The organism is Aeromonas sp. s10, assembly GCF_040907975.1.
Taxonomy (GTDB): domain Bacteria; phylum Pseudomonadota; class Gammaproteobacteria; order Enterobacterales; family Aeromonadaceae; genus Aeromonas; species Aeromonas caviae.
The window spans coordinates 1-14,909 of sequence record NZ_JBFOCV010000051.1; the positions used below are offsets into that span (position 1 = coordinate 1).

Below are 14,909 nucleotides of genomic sequence, written 5' to 3' on the forward strand. Positions count from 1 at the left end.
CTGCATCAGCTGCAGCTCGTAGGCGTTGGCGCGGGCCTGGTCGAATTGGGGATTGGCCGCCCCTTGCAGGGCGGCCAGTGCTCTTTCGCGGTGGCGGCGGGCGGGAGTCATGTCACCCCCTTACTCGCCAGGGGCCGGATTCGGCCCGATGACGATGTTTTCGACCAGGGCGGCGCAGTCGTAGTCCTCGACCACGTAGGCGTCGTTGGTGCTTTCGTAGTTGACGATGCGGTTGCGCTTGGGCTCGTCGTCGATGTGACGACGGCGGGCGCCGGTCTGCCAGTAGATGGAGAGGTTGCTGAGCTTGGTGATGAGCAGCTTGTCTTCGGGGAAGAAGGGGACGCGCACAGCCTTGAGGCCACCGATTTGCTTCTGGCTCACCAGCACCTGACCAGCCAGTTTGTTCTGGTTGTCGCCCGCATCGTTGATGATGGGGAAGTATTTGTCGGAGAGCATCTTGCGGCCACAGATGACCACCAGGTCGGTATCGTCCTGATACCAGGGTTTGATCAGCTCGTTCACAACGTCGTATACCAGGGCGTCGATGTTTTTGTAATCGCCGTCGGTGGCATCGACGTAAATCTTGCCGCTGCCCTCGGTTCCTTCGCTCATGACCTGGGCCGGGGCGTCGGTGCGGATGTGTTGCAGCCAGCCGATGTTGACGTCTTGCAGCAGGGGGTTGGCGTTGCGGTCGGTGTCGGCGGCGGCGCTGGTGCCATGCCAGCCAATCATGATGCGGTCCAGCCCCTGACGGGTGAGGATGGCGTCACGGACACGGGTCTGGAAGTCGGGGAACTTGGCCCAGGCGTCGATCTGGCCGTAGCCAATCTGGGTGTCGAAGTTGGTCTGGGCGCATTCGTAGCTCTGGTCGTAGAGACCGTGCGGGCTGTTGGGCTGGCGGTCTTTGGTGTCGGTGTTGGTGCGACCGGCGATGGTGCTGGTGATGCCGATACCGACCTTTTGGCCTTTCATCTCATCGACAGGGGTGACGTTGATCATGCCGAGGAAGGCGACCGACTCCTGCATTTTGGTTTCCAGGGTCTGCTGGACGCTGGGCTGCACGTTGAACTGCACCATGGCGCTGGTGATAGCGTTGAGTTTGGCCACCTGGTTGGTGAACTCGTTGAACTTCTGGCGGGTTTCGTTACGCATTGGGCATGGTCCTTAGCAGTCGGTTTGAATGGAGGCGCTATCGCCACCGGTGGCGGGCGGGCGTTGCTGGTTGAACGCTTCCTGGCCCTCCAGCTTGGCGGTGAGGTCGGCCAGCGCCTTGGCGGTGGCGTCCTGCTTGTTGGTCAGCTCGGTGAGGGTCTGGGCCTGCTCGGTGAACTTTTTCTGCAGGTCGGCATCGAGGCTGGTGACCTCTTTCGCGACGGTCTCGACGGCCTGGTGAACGTCGCTGAGATCAGCGGTGGATTGCTTCTTGTGGGTGGAGAACAGCGCGGTGACCCGTTCCAACAGACCAGGGCCCTTGTCGCCCTCTTCGGTGAATTCGACCTCGGTTTCGATGGCGCAGGTAAACAGGTTGGTCGATTTTTGCTTGCGCGCTGCCAGCGGACTCTTGTCACCAGCACCGGCGCAGAACTGGAGGTATTCGGTACCGAGGCTGGCGGGGGTGTTGGTCACTGCAAGACCTACCAGGTAGGCCTCGCCGGTACCGGCAAAGTCCAGATCCAGCTCGACGGAGGTGTAAACCTTCTGGCGGGCTTTGTTGAGTTTGATCAGGTCTTCGGTCGGGTCGATATCGGCGAACAGGGCCATTTTCTTTTCGCCGTCGATCTCGACCTCTTCGGCATAGACGGAGAGCACGTCGCCATAGGCTCGAAAATCGCTATCAGGGAACGGGCTGAGGTAGTGTTCGAGGTTGACGCGGGCGCCGTACTTTTCGCGGTTGTAGTTTTTGGCCGCCTGGGTGAGCCATTCCGGCGCGATGGTGCGGCCGTCGGTGGTTTGGCCTGCCACCGCGACGCGCTTGAATTTTGCTTTCTTCGCCATGAGCTGGGATCCCTTTGGTGATTGGGTGGTGATGTCGCGGTTATGGTCTGGGTGACAGGCGGGATCGTGCAATCGGCGGCCAGTGTGTACGGCGCTGGCACACTGGCGGGGTGGAGTTTGGATCGGTAGCGGCTGGGTAGACTGGCGCCATGACGACAGCCCACTTACTTTTCCCCCATATCGAACCCAGACGGCAGGCCATGCACCTGTTCTTCCAGGGCTATCCGCTCCGCGCCATTGCTGAATTGCTGCAGACGCCGGAGGGGACAGTCTCGACATGGAAGAAGCGCGACGGCTGGGATGACATCAAACCCATTGACCGGGTCGACTTCGCCATCGAGGCGCGGATGTGCCAGCTGATCGCCAAGGAGGTGAAAAGCGGCGGCGACTTCAAGGAGATTGACCTGCTGGGTAGGCAGTTGGAGCGGATCGCCCGGGTCAACAAGTACAGCAACGGAGGCAATGAGGCCGACCTCAACCCCAAGGTGGCGAACCGTAACAAGGGGCCGAAGAAGGCACCCGAGCGCAATGTGGTGGAGCCCGAACAGCAAGAGCGGCTGATCGAGCGCTTCGAGTCCACCATGTTTGGCTACCAGCGCACCTGGTACGAGGCTGGCAACCAGCACAGGATCCGCAACCTGCTCAAGTCTCGCCAGATTGGGGCGACCTACTTCTTTGCCTTCGAGGCCTTCATCGATGCCCTGGTCACCGGGCGCAACCAGATTTTCCTGTCGGCCAGCAAGGCGCAGGCTCATGTGTTCAAGCAGTACATCATCCAGTTTGCCAAGGAGGAGGGGGTGGAGCTCAAGGGCGACCCCATGGTGCTACCGAACGGAGCGCACCTCTACTTCCTCGGCACCAACGCCCGCACCGCCCAGAGCTACCACGGCAACATCTACATGGATGAGTACTTCTGGATCCATGGCTTCCTGGAGTTCCGCAAGGTGGCTTCCGGCATGGCGATGCACAAGAAGTGGCGCCAGACCTACATTTCCACCCCATCCAGCCTTTCCCATCCCGCCTATGCGTTCTGGTCCGGCGCCAACTTCAACCGCGGCAAGGCGAAGGCAGACCGGGTCGAGATTGACCTGAGCCACGCCAATCTTGCCAGCGGTAAGCTGTGCGCCGATGGTCAGTGGCGGCAGATTGTCACGGTCGAAGATGCGGTGCGCGGTGGCTGCGACCTGTTCGACCTGGATCAGCTGCGCAGCGAGTACTCCGATGATGAATACCTCAACTTGTTGATGTGCATCTTCATGGATGACACGTCCAGCGTGTTCCCGTTGGCGATGTTGCAACGGTGCATGGTCGATAGCTGGGAGGTATGGGAGGACTATAAGCATTTTGCCCTGCGACCAATGGGTAACCGGCCGGTGTGGATCGGCTATGACCCGGCCAAGGGTGGCCAGGGTGACAGCGCCGGTTGCGCCGTGCTGGCTCCGCCGGCTGTACCCGGCGGTAAGTTCCGGGTGCTCGAACGTCACCAGTGGAAAGGGATGGATTTTGCAGCCCAGGCAGAGGCAATCCGCCAGATGACTATTCGCTACAACGTTGCCTACATCGGAATCGATACCACCGGGATCGGGGAGGGTGTCTATCAGAATGTGAAGGTGTTCTATCCCGCTGTTACCGCAATCCAGTACAACCCGAGTGTGAAGATCCGCATGGTCATGAAGGCTATCGATGTGATGAACAAGGGGCGGCTGGAGTTTGACAGCGGTTGGAATGATTTGGCAGCCGCTTTTATGAGTATTCGCCGGGGGGTAACCGCCGGCAAGATGCCGACCTTTGAGTCGAGCCGTTCCGAAGAGGTCAGCCACGGTGATATTGCCTGGGCAACGATGCAGGCCCTGTTACACGAACCGCTGGCAGGTGCCACCGGTGCCAATACCAGCATGATGGAGATTTTCGCATGAGAAAGCGCCACCCGCAGCGCCATACCTCGCCGGTGACGGCGACCCAAGCCGCAACCAGCCAGACCATCGAGGCGTTTACCTTCGGTGAGCCGGTGCCCGTGCTCAGTCAGCGGGAGGTGTTCGACTACCTGGAAGCCATGCACAACGGGCGCTGGTATGAACCGCCGCTCTCGCTCAATGGCTTGTCGCGGGTCTACCGGGCCGGGGTACACCATGCCTCTGCCATTCAGGTTAAGCGCAATATCCTGCGCTCCTGCTTCATCCCGCATCCGAAACTGAGCCTGGCCGCCTTCACCGGGCTGGCGCTGGACTATCTGATCTTCGGCAACGGCTATCTGCAGGCGGTGCAGAACCGGCTCGGCGGGGTGCTGCGCTATGACCACCTGCGGGCCAAGTACACCCGGCGCGCCCTGGACTTGGACACCTATTGGTGGATTGCCCAGCCCGGCCAGGAGCAGGCGCTGCCGGCCGGGCGGGTTGGCCATGTGATGGAGAGCGACATCAACCAGGAGATCTACGGCATCCCCGACTATGTCGGCGGGCTCAATTCCACCCTGCTCAATGAGTCTGCCACCCTGTTTCGCCGCAAGTATTACGAGAACGGTTCCCACGCCGGGTTCATCATGCACATCACCGACGCGGTGCAGAACGAGGGCGACATTGCGGCCTTGCGTGAGGCGCTGCGCCAGAGCAAGGGGCCCGGCAACTTCCGCAACCTCTTGCTCTACACCCCGAACGGCAGCAAGGACGGGGTGAAGCTGATCCCGGTGGCCGAGGTGGCGGCCAAGGATGATTTTCTCTCCATCAAGAACGTCAGCCGCGACGACCAGTTGGCCACCCACCGGGTACCGCCCCAGCTGATGGGTGTGATGCCGAACAGCACCGGCGGGTTCGGCGATGTGACCAAGGCCGCCCAGGTGTTCGACATCAACGAGATCGACAGCATCAAGGCCAGCCTGCTGGCGCTCAATGACTGGGCAGGGGAGGAGGTGATCCGGTTCAACCCCTACAAGCTGGCCGCCGGCATCGAGCAGGCCAGCCAAGGCGACATGCTGCGCTGACCCGGCCTGTGCATCCCGACCACCCCGCCACCTGGCGGGGTTTTCTTTTGCCCCTCACATAGCCGCATCAGCGGCCCGCTGCTGCATCACCGATGCGGGCTACCCTTGCAGCCTCGCAGATCCTTTCACGCGCATCCTGAGCGGCTGGCGCAGCCTGCTGCCCCCTGCCAGCACCGCTGGCGCGCAATCGGGACCCCGCCTCGCCTGCCCGCTTTATGTGTGGAAAATCATGCAGGTGAAACACGTGGGGCGGGAAACGGCTCCCCGCGCCAGCGCTGGCCGCGCGGGTGATAACAGATCCTTTTAGCGATCCTTCACTTTCCGTCAATATCATTCATGTTAAGTGCGAATGTGACGACATTAATTATTATTTCTCAGGGTCTCGATATATTCTGAAAGTGCGGAAGTAATACGTTCATCTATCGGTGGGTTCCATTCTTTTCGTGGGGCTGAGGGGCTTTCATTTATGCGCTTTATTACCTGCTCGATACATTCAGCGAACATTAATATTATGTGGTCCTTGTATTCTATTTGATTTTTTTCCAGTGATACAGACAGTGATGGTGATGGTTTGTTCAGTGAGTGAATTGGAAAGATAAAGCCATTTATCGATGATATTGCTCGATCATATAGATTGCCGAAGTAAATTGCATCCTCCTTGCTTTCATTTATTTGATCTTCCATGTCATTAATTATTTTAATTTTTTGTTGCAATTCCTTTTTATGTTCATTTAATTGAGATATTGTTTTCTCTCTTTCATCTTCCCATTCTTTTATTTTACTTTTCACATATAAATCAGCATTTTCCTTGGTGGTCTCAGCCTCTTTTATTGCAATTTCCTTCATGCCGTCCAGGCTTATTGACAACCAATCTCGTTCAGCGTCTCGTTCCACTTCATATATTCTGTTTGTTACGCGCTTCTTATATAGGCTGCTAATAAATGGAATTACAGCAGTATAAAAAATAGTTAAGAGTAAAGGTATAATTAAGTCATAAACACAGTTCAATTGCCAGTTCTTAAGAATGTTTAACTTTTCTGATTTATCACTATAAATAAATATCAGAATTCCTCGTGAATTCATCACTGCTACGGAGATAAAAAAACTTCCAACTAATACATTTGTCATTCTTGAAACTATAGCGTCCTTAATGTTCTCTATCATTTCTATGAAACTCTATGTAATTTTGGGATGATATATTTTACATGCTAAATCAAGCTTGGTCAGTACTGACAGCACATGCTCTGCTACTCCATGAGTGATTGACGCACACTCTGGTGATGGTGGTATCGGAGCCAAACGCCGAACGGTGATCCTCTCTGTGCTGCTTGCTATACTGTGTTTTTATACAGTTTATCGAGATGCCCCGTATGTTTGCTCAACCCACTCCCGATGCCCCCTTGTTGGAGCTGCCCTTGTTCCTCTCCCCGGTGGCCTGCGGCTTTCCGTCGCCGGCGCAGGACTACACCGAGCAGACCATCGACCTCAATCAGTTGTGCGTGGCGCACCCGGCGGCCACCTACTTTGTGCGGGCGGCCGGTGACAGCATGGTCGACCACGGGATCCGTGATGGCGACCTGCTGGTCGTCGACCGCAGCCGCAAGGCCAGGCACGGTAGCGTGGTGGTCGCCGCGGTGGATGGCGAGTTCACGGTGAAGAAACTGCAGCTTGAGCCCACAGTCGCCTTGCTCCCTGGCAACCGGTCCTTTCGCCCCATCCATTTCAACGATGGGCAGGAGCTGGAAATCTTCGGGGTGGTGGCCTTTGTAGTGCACCAGGTGGATAGCCCATGAACAAGCGCTGCGCCGTTGCCCTGGTCGACGTGAACAACTTCTACGCCAGTTGCGAGCGGTTGTTTCGCCCAGACCTCAAGGGGCGGCCCATCGTGGTGCTCTCCAACAACGATGGCTGCGTGGTGGCCCGTTCGGCGGAGGCCAAGGCGCTCGGCATCAAGATGGGGATTCCCTATTTCCAGATCCGTCAATTCTTCGAGGCCATGGGCGGGGTCTGGTTCTCCAGCAACTACGCCCTCTATGGCGACATGTCGAACCGGGTGATGACCATTCTGGAGGGGATGGCCCCAGCGGTGGAGGTCTACAGCATCGACGAGGCCTTTATCGAGCTGAGCGAGTCCTGGGCGGGCGACCTGGTGGCCTATGGCCGCCAGATTCGCGAGCGGGTGCAGCAGTGGACGGGTCTGACCGTGGGGGTCGGCATCGGCCCCACCAAGACCCTCGCCAAGCTCGCCAACTACGCCGCCAAGAAGTGGCCCGCTACCGGTGGTGTGGTGGATCTGCGGGATGAAGGGCGGCGTGCTCGGTTGATGGCGATCACGCCGGTGGACGAGATATGGGGCATTGGCCGGCGGCTCACCGCCAAGCTGGAGGCCCAGGGCATCAAGACTGTGGCCGACCTGGTCGCTGCTGACCCCAAGGCGCTGCGGCGCCGCTATGGCGTGGTGGTCGAGCGCACGGTGCAGGAACTGCGGGGGATCCCCTGCGCCGAGCTGGAGCAAGAGGCCCAGGCCAAGCAGCAGATCATCTGCTCGCGCTCGTTTGGCGAGCGCATCACTCAGATAGGCCCCATGCACCAGGCTCTGGCGGGCTACATGGAGCGGGCCGCCGAGAAGCTGCGGGGGGAGGGTATGTGCTGCCGGCACGTGACCCTGTTCATTCGCACCAGCCCGTTCAATGACCGGGAGCCCTATTACGGCAACCAGGTGAGCGCCAAGCTGGCCATGCCCACTCATGACACACGGGCGCTGCTGGCCTTGATCCCGGAACTCCTACCCCGCATCTGGCGCGACGAGCAGCGATACCAGAAAGGGGGCGTCATGCTGGCCGACTTCACCCCCGCCAACATGCAGCAGGGCGACCTGTTCGCCGCACAGCAGCCATCCCCGCGCAGCGATGCGCTGATGCAGGTCATCGACAAGATCAATCAGGGGCGGTTGGGGAAGGTCTACTTTGCTGCCCGCGGCCGTGACACCCGGGAGTGGATGATGAAGCGGGAGCAGTTAAGCCCCCGCTATACCACCGCGCTCGGCGAGCTGCCGGTGGTGAAGGCATAGCCAGCATCACTCAGTGGATGGTGTATGACTTGCGCTGGGTGTCCAGAGCCTTCATGGCCAGCACCACCAGGTGGCGTATGCTTGACTCGACTCGTCCAAGCGGCATAGGGCGATGATCGTCAGTGATTTTACCGGCGATAAAATACAGGTCTTCCAAAATAGCTTCGATGGATGGCTCTTGCATGCATGTACTCCCAACAGAGGTGTGTTAATAATCGCTGACCACTGGATAGTGACCATCGAAAGAATTTTCACGCAGATAAAACGATGCCACCCTCAGCGAAGGGAGCGCGGTTTCTTGTTTGCTTGGGCCGAATCTTATGCGCCAGAAATATTATTGGTCAATGGTCTCAGTGAAATAAAATATTAAATAATCCCTTGGGTCATCTAAACATCGTCGTCATAGGCAAACCACAGTCTCCTAGTCGTGAACATCCTAACAAGTCAGTGAAACCAAGCTTCTCGTGTACGTTCGTCCCAGATGAGAGGGGGGAGGAGGCTTGGATTATAACAACCCATCCAATGGCGTGGGGGGTAATGTTTAAATGGTGGCATGTAAGCAATTGCCCATTGCTGAAAGGATGCTTTTTTAATATTCAATAAATTCCCTCTATATATTCAAAGTATATCCAAAGTATATCCAAAGTATATCCATCATATATCCCTAGGGTATTTTTGTACCTATCATGTACCTCCTGTGTACATAATAGGTACACAACATCGAATATATTAAAAAGCCCCCTGCATGAGGGGGCATTTAAACTGATTGGCAGATGGTGTTATGGTCTGGTCCGGTACTTTGCCAAGGCCTTGGTGAAGACCTCAAGCTGATGGCCGGTGAAGGCTGAACTGTCCAGCTCTGCCGTGGCCAGCTTGCCGTTGCGTTCCTTCCACACCGCATAGGCAGCCGCTTTGTCGACCTCGATCAGGGCCTTTTCCTCCCGGGGGAGGTCACATAGGTTAAAACTCACTTGGCACCTCTCTTCGTTGGCCAGTTATGGTAATCGTTGAAACGTGTCCGGTCACGATTTTGGTTTTAAGGGGTGCCCACCAAGGATTTTAAGACCGGTCACATTGGTGCCTTTCTTAAAACCCGTTGGCTACAGTGCAAGGGTTTTATCTCCCGCAGTCTTCCAGCATGCGCTTTCCCCTTTAAACGCCCCATTGCACCCGACAGGTAAAGGGTGGTTGCAATGCTTACATACCTGCATTTTCAGATTGTCCGCCTGCGACACCCACCTTTCCCAGTCCCGCCGGATCAGGGTACTGATGTACTCGTCGGCAGAATAAGGCTGACCGCTGCCAGCCCGAACAATGCGTAGGTGGTTGAGTTGTTGGCGCTCCCGTTCTGACATCCTAACCTCAACGCGAGTGATGCCTAGGGCTGACTGTCTCGCACGCTGGGCCTGCTTTCGCTCCCTCGCCTCCTTTGGTTTGCTCATACATCCCTCCTTCTGGCAAACGCCCCCTGTCTCGCCCGGGTGGCCTTCCATACTTGCTTGGGAGCTGGGCCGACAGGCAGCACCCGCTTTGCCTTCTTGGGTGGGGTGATGGTGTCCAGCTCGCCCTGGTAGAACTGGAACCAGGCATCCCTAAACCGGATGACCCGCTCTATGCGGTCGAGCAGCAGATCGCAGAGATGGCGGTCGGCTGCCGGCAGGCTGTCGAGCGTGCTGGTGATAGCGGCACGACCCGCCGATCCCGGCGGGTGTTGCTGGAGGATGGGCCACAGCCGCTGACAGAGCGGCAGCAGGCGCTCGACGTCGGCGCGTTTGATGGTGTCACTCATGCGGTTACCCTTGTGCCTCGTTCTGGTCTTCAATGAAGGCAAGCCCCAACTGCCGCAGCTTCTGTTCTCCCAGGCACTCGAGTCTCAACCAGTCAGCCAAGAAGATGACTTTCTGCTGAGGGAAGAGCTGTTTCATCGTACCCCCCATACCTTTCAATGTGGCCTCCCCGGCTTTCATCAGATCTTCATTCACGGTGGCAAGGACATAGTCCCCAGGAGCCGCCGCCAGCTTTTGCAGGTTCAAGGTATTCATGGCCTCGGCGAGCTGCAGACGCTTGATGATGTCTGCCACCACGGCGGGGTTTGCTGCGGCGATATACTCTGCATCTCGTTGTTTTGCCCCATCAAACAGGATGTTGCCCGGCTTCCCTACCTGAACCCCGAAATACGTTTCGGGTTCAATCATAGGGAACCCCTGGCAGCGCCACGGCCCAGGCGTAGCTTTCTCTGCCAGCGTCAGCAGCTCATTCAGATCAATGTTCATCCCCTTCTCCTCATTCCACGCCCAGGCGCGCCCGCGCCTTGGTAATCTCCGCCTGATGGCGGTCGTTGTCGGCTTGCATGCTCGCGACGCGGGCCTGCTCCTGTTCGGTGGGCTGGTAACTGGCCCGGTCCTCTTCGTCATCCAGCAGGCGGGTGAAGATGGCGATCGCCTCTTCGGCCTGCGCCAGCGGCAGGGCGGCCAGCCATTCGGTGACGCTGCCGCCTGAGTGCATCAGCTCGTGGGCCTGCTGTTTCAGCGTATCGCTGCTGGCTGCCCGCTTGCTGGCCTGCTCGGCCTCGGCCTCGGCGGTCAGCTGGTCGGCCACGGCATCGCCGGCACCCGGCCAGTTGCGGCTCACAATCAGCCGATCGCCGACCAGTCGCACATATTGGCCGTCGGCGTGGATGATGCTGCCGTGCAGCAGCAGGGCGGCGTTGCTTTCATCAAGACCCATTCGGCCCAGCTCTTTAGCCAGAGCGGATCCTTTCACCCCCGATTTGGATCCTTTCGTACAGTTATTGACAGAACTCCGAGGGGGGCGGCTGCCGCCGCCTGAGGGCAACTCGCTGCGCTCGCTCACTGCAGGCTCGCGCTGCTCGCCCAAACCCGACCCGTTGACCCCCTTGCGCACTATCTGCCAACCCTCGGTGCGGGTGATGGCGGTGGTCTGGCCGATGTCGGTAATCACCCCCATCAGGCGCAGCACATCCTCGCCATACTTGTTGGCGGCTTCATCGAGGCGCTTGGAGAGGCGGATCAGGTGCTCTTTGCGGGGCAGGTCAATGCCGCCCATGGCGTCGATAAAGTCGCCCCAGCGGTTGTTGTCGGCTGCGGTGCGGGCGGCTTCCAAAATGCAATCCCACTCGATCACCTCGTCACCCAGTCGGCGCAGCTCGCGCCACACGCTCACAGCAGGGCCGCCAATCTGCTGAAACTGGCGGATACGCCAGCAGCTCGCCCAGGCCGCCACCGCGATGGTGGTGTGGTCGACCGGTGCCTCTGCCTCGTAGTCCATCCCGACCTTGTGGCCGTCGATGTTCTTGGCGATGTATTTGGCGATATACCCGGTGGCGCTGCCCTTGGTCGGGTCGATCTCCTTCCAGTTCACCCGTGGGTTGATGGCCTTGACCACCGCCGGGCTGTTCACATCGAGCAGCCACTTGATGCGCGGCATCTTGTTGCGGATTTTCATCTCGGCCAGCGCATCGAGCTGGTCGCCGTTGGGCATCTTGAGCTCGGCCCGTTCGGCGGCGGTGAAGTGGTAGGCGAGCAGGGTCAGAAAGTCGCGTTGGTGCTCGGGGTTGATAAACAGCAGGCAATGCCAGTGTGGGGTTCCGTCGTGGTGCGGCTCCACCACCCGAAAACCGAAGGCCATGATCCCCTCGCGGGCCAAGGCGGCCCGAAAGCGGGCCCACTGTTTGCACAGCAGGCGGTTGGTCTCGGTCGGGCAGGCGCCGTTGAACTTCTCGTTCTGGTAGGTCTTCGCCTTGTCTTTGCTGCCCTGGCGCCAGGCGTGATAGCTGGAGGGGGCAGTCAGGGTCAGGAACAGACCCAACTTGCCCTGATCCTGCGCCATGTCCTCAAAGCCGCGCATGCGCACCATCAGCTCATGACGGCGGATCTCGGGGTTGGCGACCGAGCCCATCACCGCATCAACCAGGTCAATCTCTTGCCCCAGCTCCTCATTGACGGCGCTCATGCCTGCCATCCAGGCTTGCTGGGCTGCTTTACGCTGGGTGAACTCACGCACTGCGTGCGCACTGGCGTAGGGGCTGACCCCCTTGCGCACCTGGCCGGTGAGGATGGCAATCAGCTCGCAGTAGATGGCCCAGGCGCGGTTGATCTTGCGCAGCCACCACGACTCGTCGAGCAGGCGCACCAGCAGGCTGGCGGCGGCCCCTTCGAACTTGTCCACCTCGTCGGCCAGGTCGTCCCGCTCTTCTTGGCTCAGGGGGCGACCCAACAGGCGCTCCACCTTGGTGCGTGGGTGAACCGGCAGGGTGGGGCAGAAGTGCCACGCCTTGGCCTGGGCCCCGATATCGGCCAGCAGCTCCGTGGCGGTGCGCTCATGGCCCGCCGCCGCCAGCAGTTGCTGGCAGCGACGGGCCCACTCGGCGGCAACCAGCTCGCGGCGCACATCGTTGCGCAGGTCGATCACCGGTACCGGGAACCGGCTCTGTGCGGCGGCGCAGGTATCGACCATGCGGCGCAGCCAGATGTTGGCGGTCTTGGAGTTGGCCGGGTAGCGGCGCAGGAAGGTCGCGGCCAGCGGCTTGGCAACGTGCCACTCGATGCGGGCAAGTTGCTCGGCCGCCCCGGCCATATTGATGGCGTGGTGCCCGACCAGGTAGTGCTGTGGGAGCTGGATGCCGTGCAGGTTGGTGATGGAGTCGATCATGCGACATCCCCTTGTCGGGTGTCAGTACCGCTACGATCAACAACTGGGTTGTCGCAAAGTCCATAAGCGCTGGAGCAACCAACGTCAGGAGCAAGGCGGGCGAACATATCAAACGTCTTTCCACCCCTGCCAGTCATCGACCAGTCAACCACTCGATTGATGTTCAGCAGATCCTGAGCCTCTTCATGCGTCATCATCTCGACTGACTGACTGCCACCCGCGACACGCGGGCCATAGAAGCTGGATGCCCCGCGCTTGCTGGCCATGCTCACCAGTCGTTCCCACTCTGCGACGCGCTCGATCTCTTCCGGCCAGCGGTTAGCAATTTCACGCAGCTCGTCTTTCCGGCACATGATGCAAGGCATGCAGCCAACACGGCTCAAGCCCTGCTCATAGAGGGGGTTCCATTTCACACCATGCTTGCGGTGAAACTCGAAAACATCCTGCGCAGTCCAGGTAAGGATCGGGCGGTAGTTGATCAGGCCATCACGCACCTCATCTTTCTCAGGCAGTTTTGAGCGCGATGTTGACTCATCTGCGCGCACACCTTGCCAGCTCCATACCTCATCTGTTTCATGGTCTTCCAGCAGAGGGAATAGCACTTGCTGTTGCATTGGGTTGCGCTTCAGTTCTTCGGTGCAGAACCGAGCCATGGCGCTGGGGAAGCGCCCTTTGAGTAGGCAAAGGTCAAGGAATGGTATCCCTGTTGGGGTCAGGACTTCACTGGCTCGTTTGATGAACTCCGCTGGCACTCCTTCAGAGCGCCACTTCGTCATCACAGTGACCAGTTTCCTCCCGAGCTGAATAGAAAAATCCGGCTTGATCCTTCGAATGGCAATGCCTAGCCGTATCTCTAAATAGTTCAGGTAGGCATAGACTTCTGGGTGCTCATGACCGGTATCGCAGAAAACTGCTTGCAGGTTCTCGACGTTCCGCTCGATTGCCAGCAGAAGAGTGGCAGTGGAGTCTTTGCCGCCGGAAACAGAAATAATGTTGTGGTTCATTTACACACCCCGCACTTGCCGTTCACATACTCGTTGGGTTGCAGGTAGCGGCCGCAGGTGGAGCAGGTCGGTACCATGTCCAGGGTGGCGAGCCGATCAGACCAGCAGGTGGCCTCGCAGAAAAACAGGCTGGTGAGCCGGTTACCGCCCAGGATGACCGGGCGCACATGGCTGAACTCGCCGCAGCAACTGCAGCGCATCGAGGGGCGGGCGTTGGCCGGGACGGTCTTCAGCACGGTTTCACTGGCGGCGCGGGCCAGTGGCCAGCAGGTTTCGACACAGTAGGGGTAAGAGCGGCGACCGTGTCGGCCCGCTACCGGTAGACAAACCGCCATCTGGCGGCACTTGGTGCATGGCTCAAGCGTCACGATATGGCTGTTTGCAGGGCGCACGACGCCCAAAGCCGGGGCAAGCCCGGCTGGTTTCTGGTGAGTCATTAGATGGCGCCTCCGGTGTAGAGAGACTGGATATTGCTCGATGCCTGACGGGCAGCCTGACGAGCTTGGCGGCACAAGGTCAGATGGGTTCTGGCCGGCGTGCGCTGGCCATGGGGACCATCTGCGCGCAGCTCGACTAGGTCAAGCTGCAGGCCGTGCAGGCGCGCCTCGGCGTTCAGCATTTTGTCGACCCACTGGTCGATCTGCTGTTGGTGGCTCATTTGATGGTCTCCCCCAGTCCATGGAGTGGCTCGCACTCGGCCCACCACTCGGCGATCTCTGTGGCCAGCGCGACTTCACCGCCACCCAGCGCCAGCCAATAAACTGCGCGGATGGCGCCAAGTGCCAGCAGCTCCTGGGCGATGTTGCGGTTTCGGCGGGCATCACTGCCCGAGGTGTTGAACTCCTCCTGCGCTGCTTCCCAGTGCTTGGTCAGTGGGCTGACCGGTGCTGGCGGCTGCATATGGGCGGGTCCAGATTCGGCGCCACCCAGCTCGTCGACCGGCGGCTCCAGTTCGAACAGGTCATCATGCATGTCGGCCCCCTTTGGTGTTCAGATTCAGCCAGAGCGAGCGCCAGGCATGTGCATTGGCGGCATGGTGCTGTGCCGCGATGTCGTCGGAGCGAGTCATATTGCGGCGCCGTGCCAGTCTGGCCAGATGCCAATGGCACTCCTTCACATTGCGTAGTGCGTTCGAAATCGCTACATTGCGCATATCAGTTACCTCAGTTGCTGATGGAAACCCCGCTGGTGC

At 59.1% G+C, this 14,909-nt stretch carries 17 protein-coding genes and 1 pseudogene; 4 read left to right on the top strand and 14 right to left on the bottom strand.

Features of this window, described 5'->3' with window-relative positions; translation table 11 throughout:
* From AB5Y59_RS18160 to AB5Y59_RS18170, 3 genes and pseudogenes are all read right to left on the bottom strand, one after another.
* Positions 1-111, bottom strand: a pseudogene (locus AB5Y59_RS18160) (terminase); the annotation flags it as partial.
* Between the two features lie 9 nt (positions 112-120).
* Positions 121-1,152 (bottom strand): phage major capsid protein, P2 family, encoded by a 1,032-nt coding sequence (locus tag AB5Y59_RS18165; RefSeq protein ID WP_319884107.1) that lies wholly within the window; start codon positions 1,150-1,152, stop codon positions 121-123.
* Positions 1,153-1,164: 12 nt separating this feature from the next.
* Positions 1,165-1,995, bottom strand: a complete 831-nt coding sequence (locus tag AB5Y59_RS18170) for a GPO family capsid scaffolding protein (protein WP_368212477.1) — start codon at positions 1,993-1,995, stop codon at positions 1,165-1,167.
* Positions 1,996-2,144: 149 nt separating this feature from the next.
* Here AB5Y59_RS18170 and AB5Y59_RS18175 point away from each other — a divergent pair, with 149 nt between their 5' ends.
* Positions 2,145-3,911, top strand: a complete 1,767-nt coding sequence (locus AB5Y59_RS18175) for a terminase ATPase subunit family protein (protein ID WP_368212478.1) — start codon at positions 2,145-2,147, stop codon at positions 3,909-3,911.
* Positions 3,908-4,972 (top strand): phage portal protein, encoded by a 1,065-nt coding sequence (locus AB5Y59_RS18180; RefSeq protein WP_368212479.1) that lies wholly within the window; start codon positions 3,908-3,910, stop codon positions 4,970-4,972. Before AB5Y59_RS18175 ends, AB5Y59_RS18180 begins: the two co-directional genes overlap by 4 nt.
* A gap of 360 nt (positions 4,973-5,332) precedes the next feature.
* On the opposite strand, the gene AB5Y59_RS18185 is transcribed toward AB5Y59_RS18180, so the two are convergent.
* Positions 5,333-6,136: a hypothetical protein gene (locus AB5Y59_RS18185; RefSeq protein WP_323951156.1), complete on the bottom strand. Its 804-nt coding sequence runs from the start codon at positions 6,134-6,136 to the stop codon at positions 5,333-5,335.
* A gap of 206 nt (positions 6,137-6,342) precedes the next feature.
* Here AB5Y59_RS18185 and umuD point away from each other — a divergent pair, with 206 nt between their 5' ends.
* Positions 6,343-6,765 (top strand): translesion error-prone DNA polymerase V autoproteolytic subunit, encoded by a 423-nt coding sequence (gene umuD, locus AB5Y59_RS18190; protein WP_368212480.1) that lies wholly within the window; start codon positions 6,343-6,345, stop codon positions 6,763-6,765.
* Complete coding sequence (umuC, locus tag AB5Y59_RS18195; protein WP_368212481.1) at positions 6,762-8,042, top strand: translesion error-prone DNA polymerase V subunit UmuC; 1,281 nt, start codon at positions 6,762-6,764, stop codon at positions 8,040-8,042. The genes umuD and umuC overlap by 4 nt, the downstream gene beginning before the upstream one ends.
* 10 nt (positions 8,043-8,052) lie before the next feature.
* On the opposite strand, the gene AB5Y59_RS18200 is transcribed toward umuC, so the two are convergent.
* The 10 genes from AB5Y59_RS18200 to AB5Y59_RS18245 all read right to left on the bottom strand — a co-directional run.
* A complete protein-coding gene (locus tag AB5Y59_RS18200) occupies positions 8,053-8,226 on the bottom strand; it encodes a hypothetical protein (RefSeq protein WP_167824652.1) in 174 nt (57 codons plus the stop codon).
* 595 nt (positions 8,227-8,821) lie between these two features.
* The gene (locus AB5Y59_RS18205; RefSeq protein ID WP_048209119.1) at positions 8,822-9,013 is read right to left on the bottom strand and encodes a DUF3283 family protein; all 192 of its coding nucleotides are present in this window, start codon (positions 9,011-9,013) and stop codon (positions 8,822-8,824) included.
* Positions 9,014-9,480: 467 nt separating this feature from the next.
* A complete protein-coding gene (locus tag AB5Y59_RS18210) occupies positions 9,481-9,831 on the bottom strand; it encodes a hypothetical protein (RefSeq protein ID WP_368212482.1) in 351 nt (116 codons plus the stop codon).
* Between the two features lie 4 nt (positions 9,832-9,835).
* Complete coding sequence (locus AB5Y59_RS18215) at positions 9,836-10,315, bottom strand: hypothetical protein (protein WP_368212483.1); 480 nt, start codon at positions 10,313-10,315, stop codon at positions 9,836-9,838.
* Between the two features lie 10 nt (positions 10,316-10,325).
* Entirely contained in the window at positions 10,326-12,713 is a 2,388-nt protein-coding gene (locus tag AB5Y59_RS18220; protein WP_368212484.1) for a replication endonuclease, read from the bottom strand.
* Positions 12,710-13,717, bottom strand: coding sequence for a phosphoadenosine phosphosulfate reductase family protein (locus tag AB5Y59_RS18225; RefSeq protein WP_368211599.1), 1,008 nt, complete (start codon positions 13,715-13,717; stop codon positions 12,710-12,712). The genes AB5Y59_RS18220 and AB5Y59_RS18225 overlap by 4 nt, the downstream gene beginning before the upstream one ends.
* Complete coding sequence (locus AB5Y59_RS18230) at positions 13,714-14,085, bottom strand: hypothetical protein (protein WP_368211598.1); 372 nt, start codon at positions 14,083-14,085, stop codon at positions 13,714-13,716. Before AB5Y59_RS18230 ends, AB5Y59_RS18225 begins: the two co-directional genes overlap by 4 nt.
* A gap of 68 nt (positions 14,086-14,153) precedes the next feature.
* Complete coding sequence (locus AB5Y59_RS18235) at positions 14,154-14,375, bottom strand: hypothetical protein (protein WP_139392791.1); 222 nt, start codon at positions 14,373-14,375, stop codon at positions 14,154-14,156.
* Positions 14,372-14,689, bottom strand: coding sequence for a hypothetical protein (locus tag AB5Y59_RS18240; protein ID WP_319916698.1), 318 nt, complete (start codon positions 14,687-14,689; stop codon positions 14,372-14,374). The genes AB5Y59_RS18235 and AB5Y59_RS18240 overlap by 4 nt, the downstream gene beginning before the upstream one ends.
* Positions 14,682-14,909: hypothetical protein (locus tag AB5Y59_RS18245; RefSeq protein WP_368212470.1), on the bottom strand; the 228-nt coding region annotated here is incomplete at its 5' end. The genes AB5Y59_RS18240 and AB5Y59_RS18245, both read right to left, overlap by 8 nt.

Coding starts and splice junctions, on each gene's coding strand:
- AB5Y59_RS18215 (WP_368212483.1), bottom strand. CDS start 10,315: ATGAACATTGATCTGAATGAGCTGCTGACGCTGGCAGAGAAAGCTACG.
- AB5Y59_RS18185 (WP_323951156.1), bottom strand. CDS start 6,136: ATGATAGAGAACATTAAGGACGCTATAGTTTCAAGAATGACAAATGTA.
- umuC (WP_368212481.1), top strand. CDS start 6,762: ATGAACAAGCGCTGCGCCGTTGCCCTGGTCGACGTGAACAACTTCTAC.
- AB5Y59_RS18200 (WP_167824652.1), bottom strand. CDS start 8,226: ATGCAAGAGCCATCCATCGAAGCTATTTTGGAAGACCTGTATTTTATC.
- AB5Y59_RS18165 (WP_319884107.1), bottom strand. CDS start 1,152: ATGCGTAACGAAACCCGCCAGAAGTTCAACGAGTTCACCAACCAGGTG.
- AB5Y59_RS18220 (WP_368212484.1), bottom strand. CDS start 12,713: ATGATCGACTCCATCACCAACCTGCACGGCATCCAGCTCCCACAGCAC.
- AB5Y59_RS18240 (WP_319916698.1), bottom strand. CDS start 14,689: ATGCATGATGACCTGTTCGAACTGGAGCCGCCGGTCGACGAGCTGGGT.
- AB5Y59_RS18210 (WP_368212482.1), bottom strand. CDS start 9,831: ATGAGTGACACCATCAAACGCGCCGACGTCGAGCGCCTGCTGCCGCTC.
- AB5Y59_RS18170 (WP_368212477.1), bottom strand. CDS start 1,995: ATGGCGAAGAAAGCAAAATTCAAGCGCGTCGCGGTGGCAGGCCAAACC.
- AB5Y59_RS18180 (WP_368212479.1), top strand. CDS start 3,908: ATGAGAAAGCGCCACCCGCAGCGCCATACCTCGCCGGTGACGGCGACC.
- AB5Y59_RS18235 (WP_139392791.1), bottom strand. CDS start 14,375: ATGAGCCACCAACAGCAGATCGACCAGTGGGTCGACAAAATGCTGAAC.
- umuD (WP_368212480.1), top strand. CDS start 6,343: ATGTTTGCTCAACCCACTCCCGATGCCCCCTTGTTGGAGCTGCCCTTG.
- AB5Y59_RS18225 (WP_368211599.1), bottom strand. CDS start 13,717: ATGAACCACAACATTATTTCTGTTTCCGGCGGCAAAGACTCCACTGCC.
- AB5Y59_RS18175 (WP_368212478.1), top strand. CDS start 2,145: ATGACGACAGCCCACTTACTTTTCCCCCATATCGAACCCAGACGGCAG.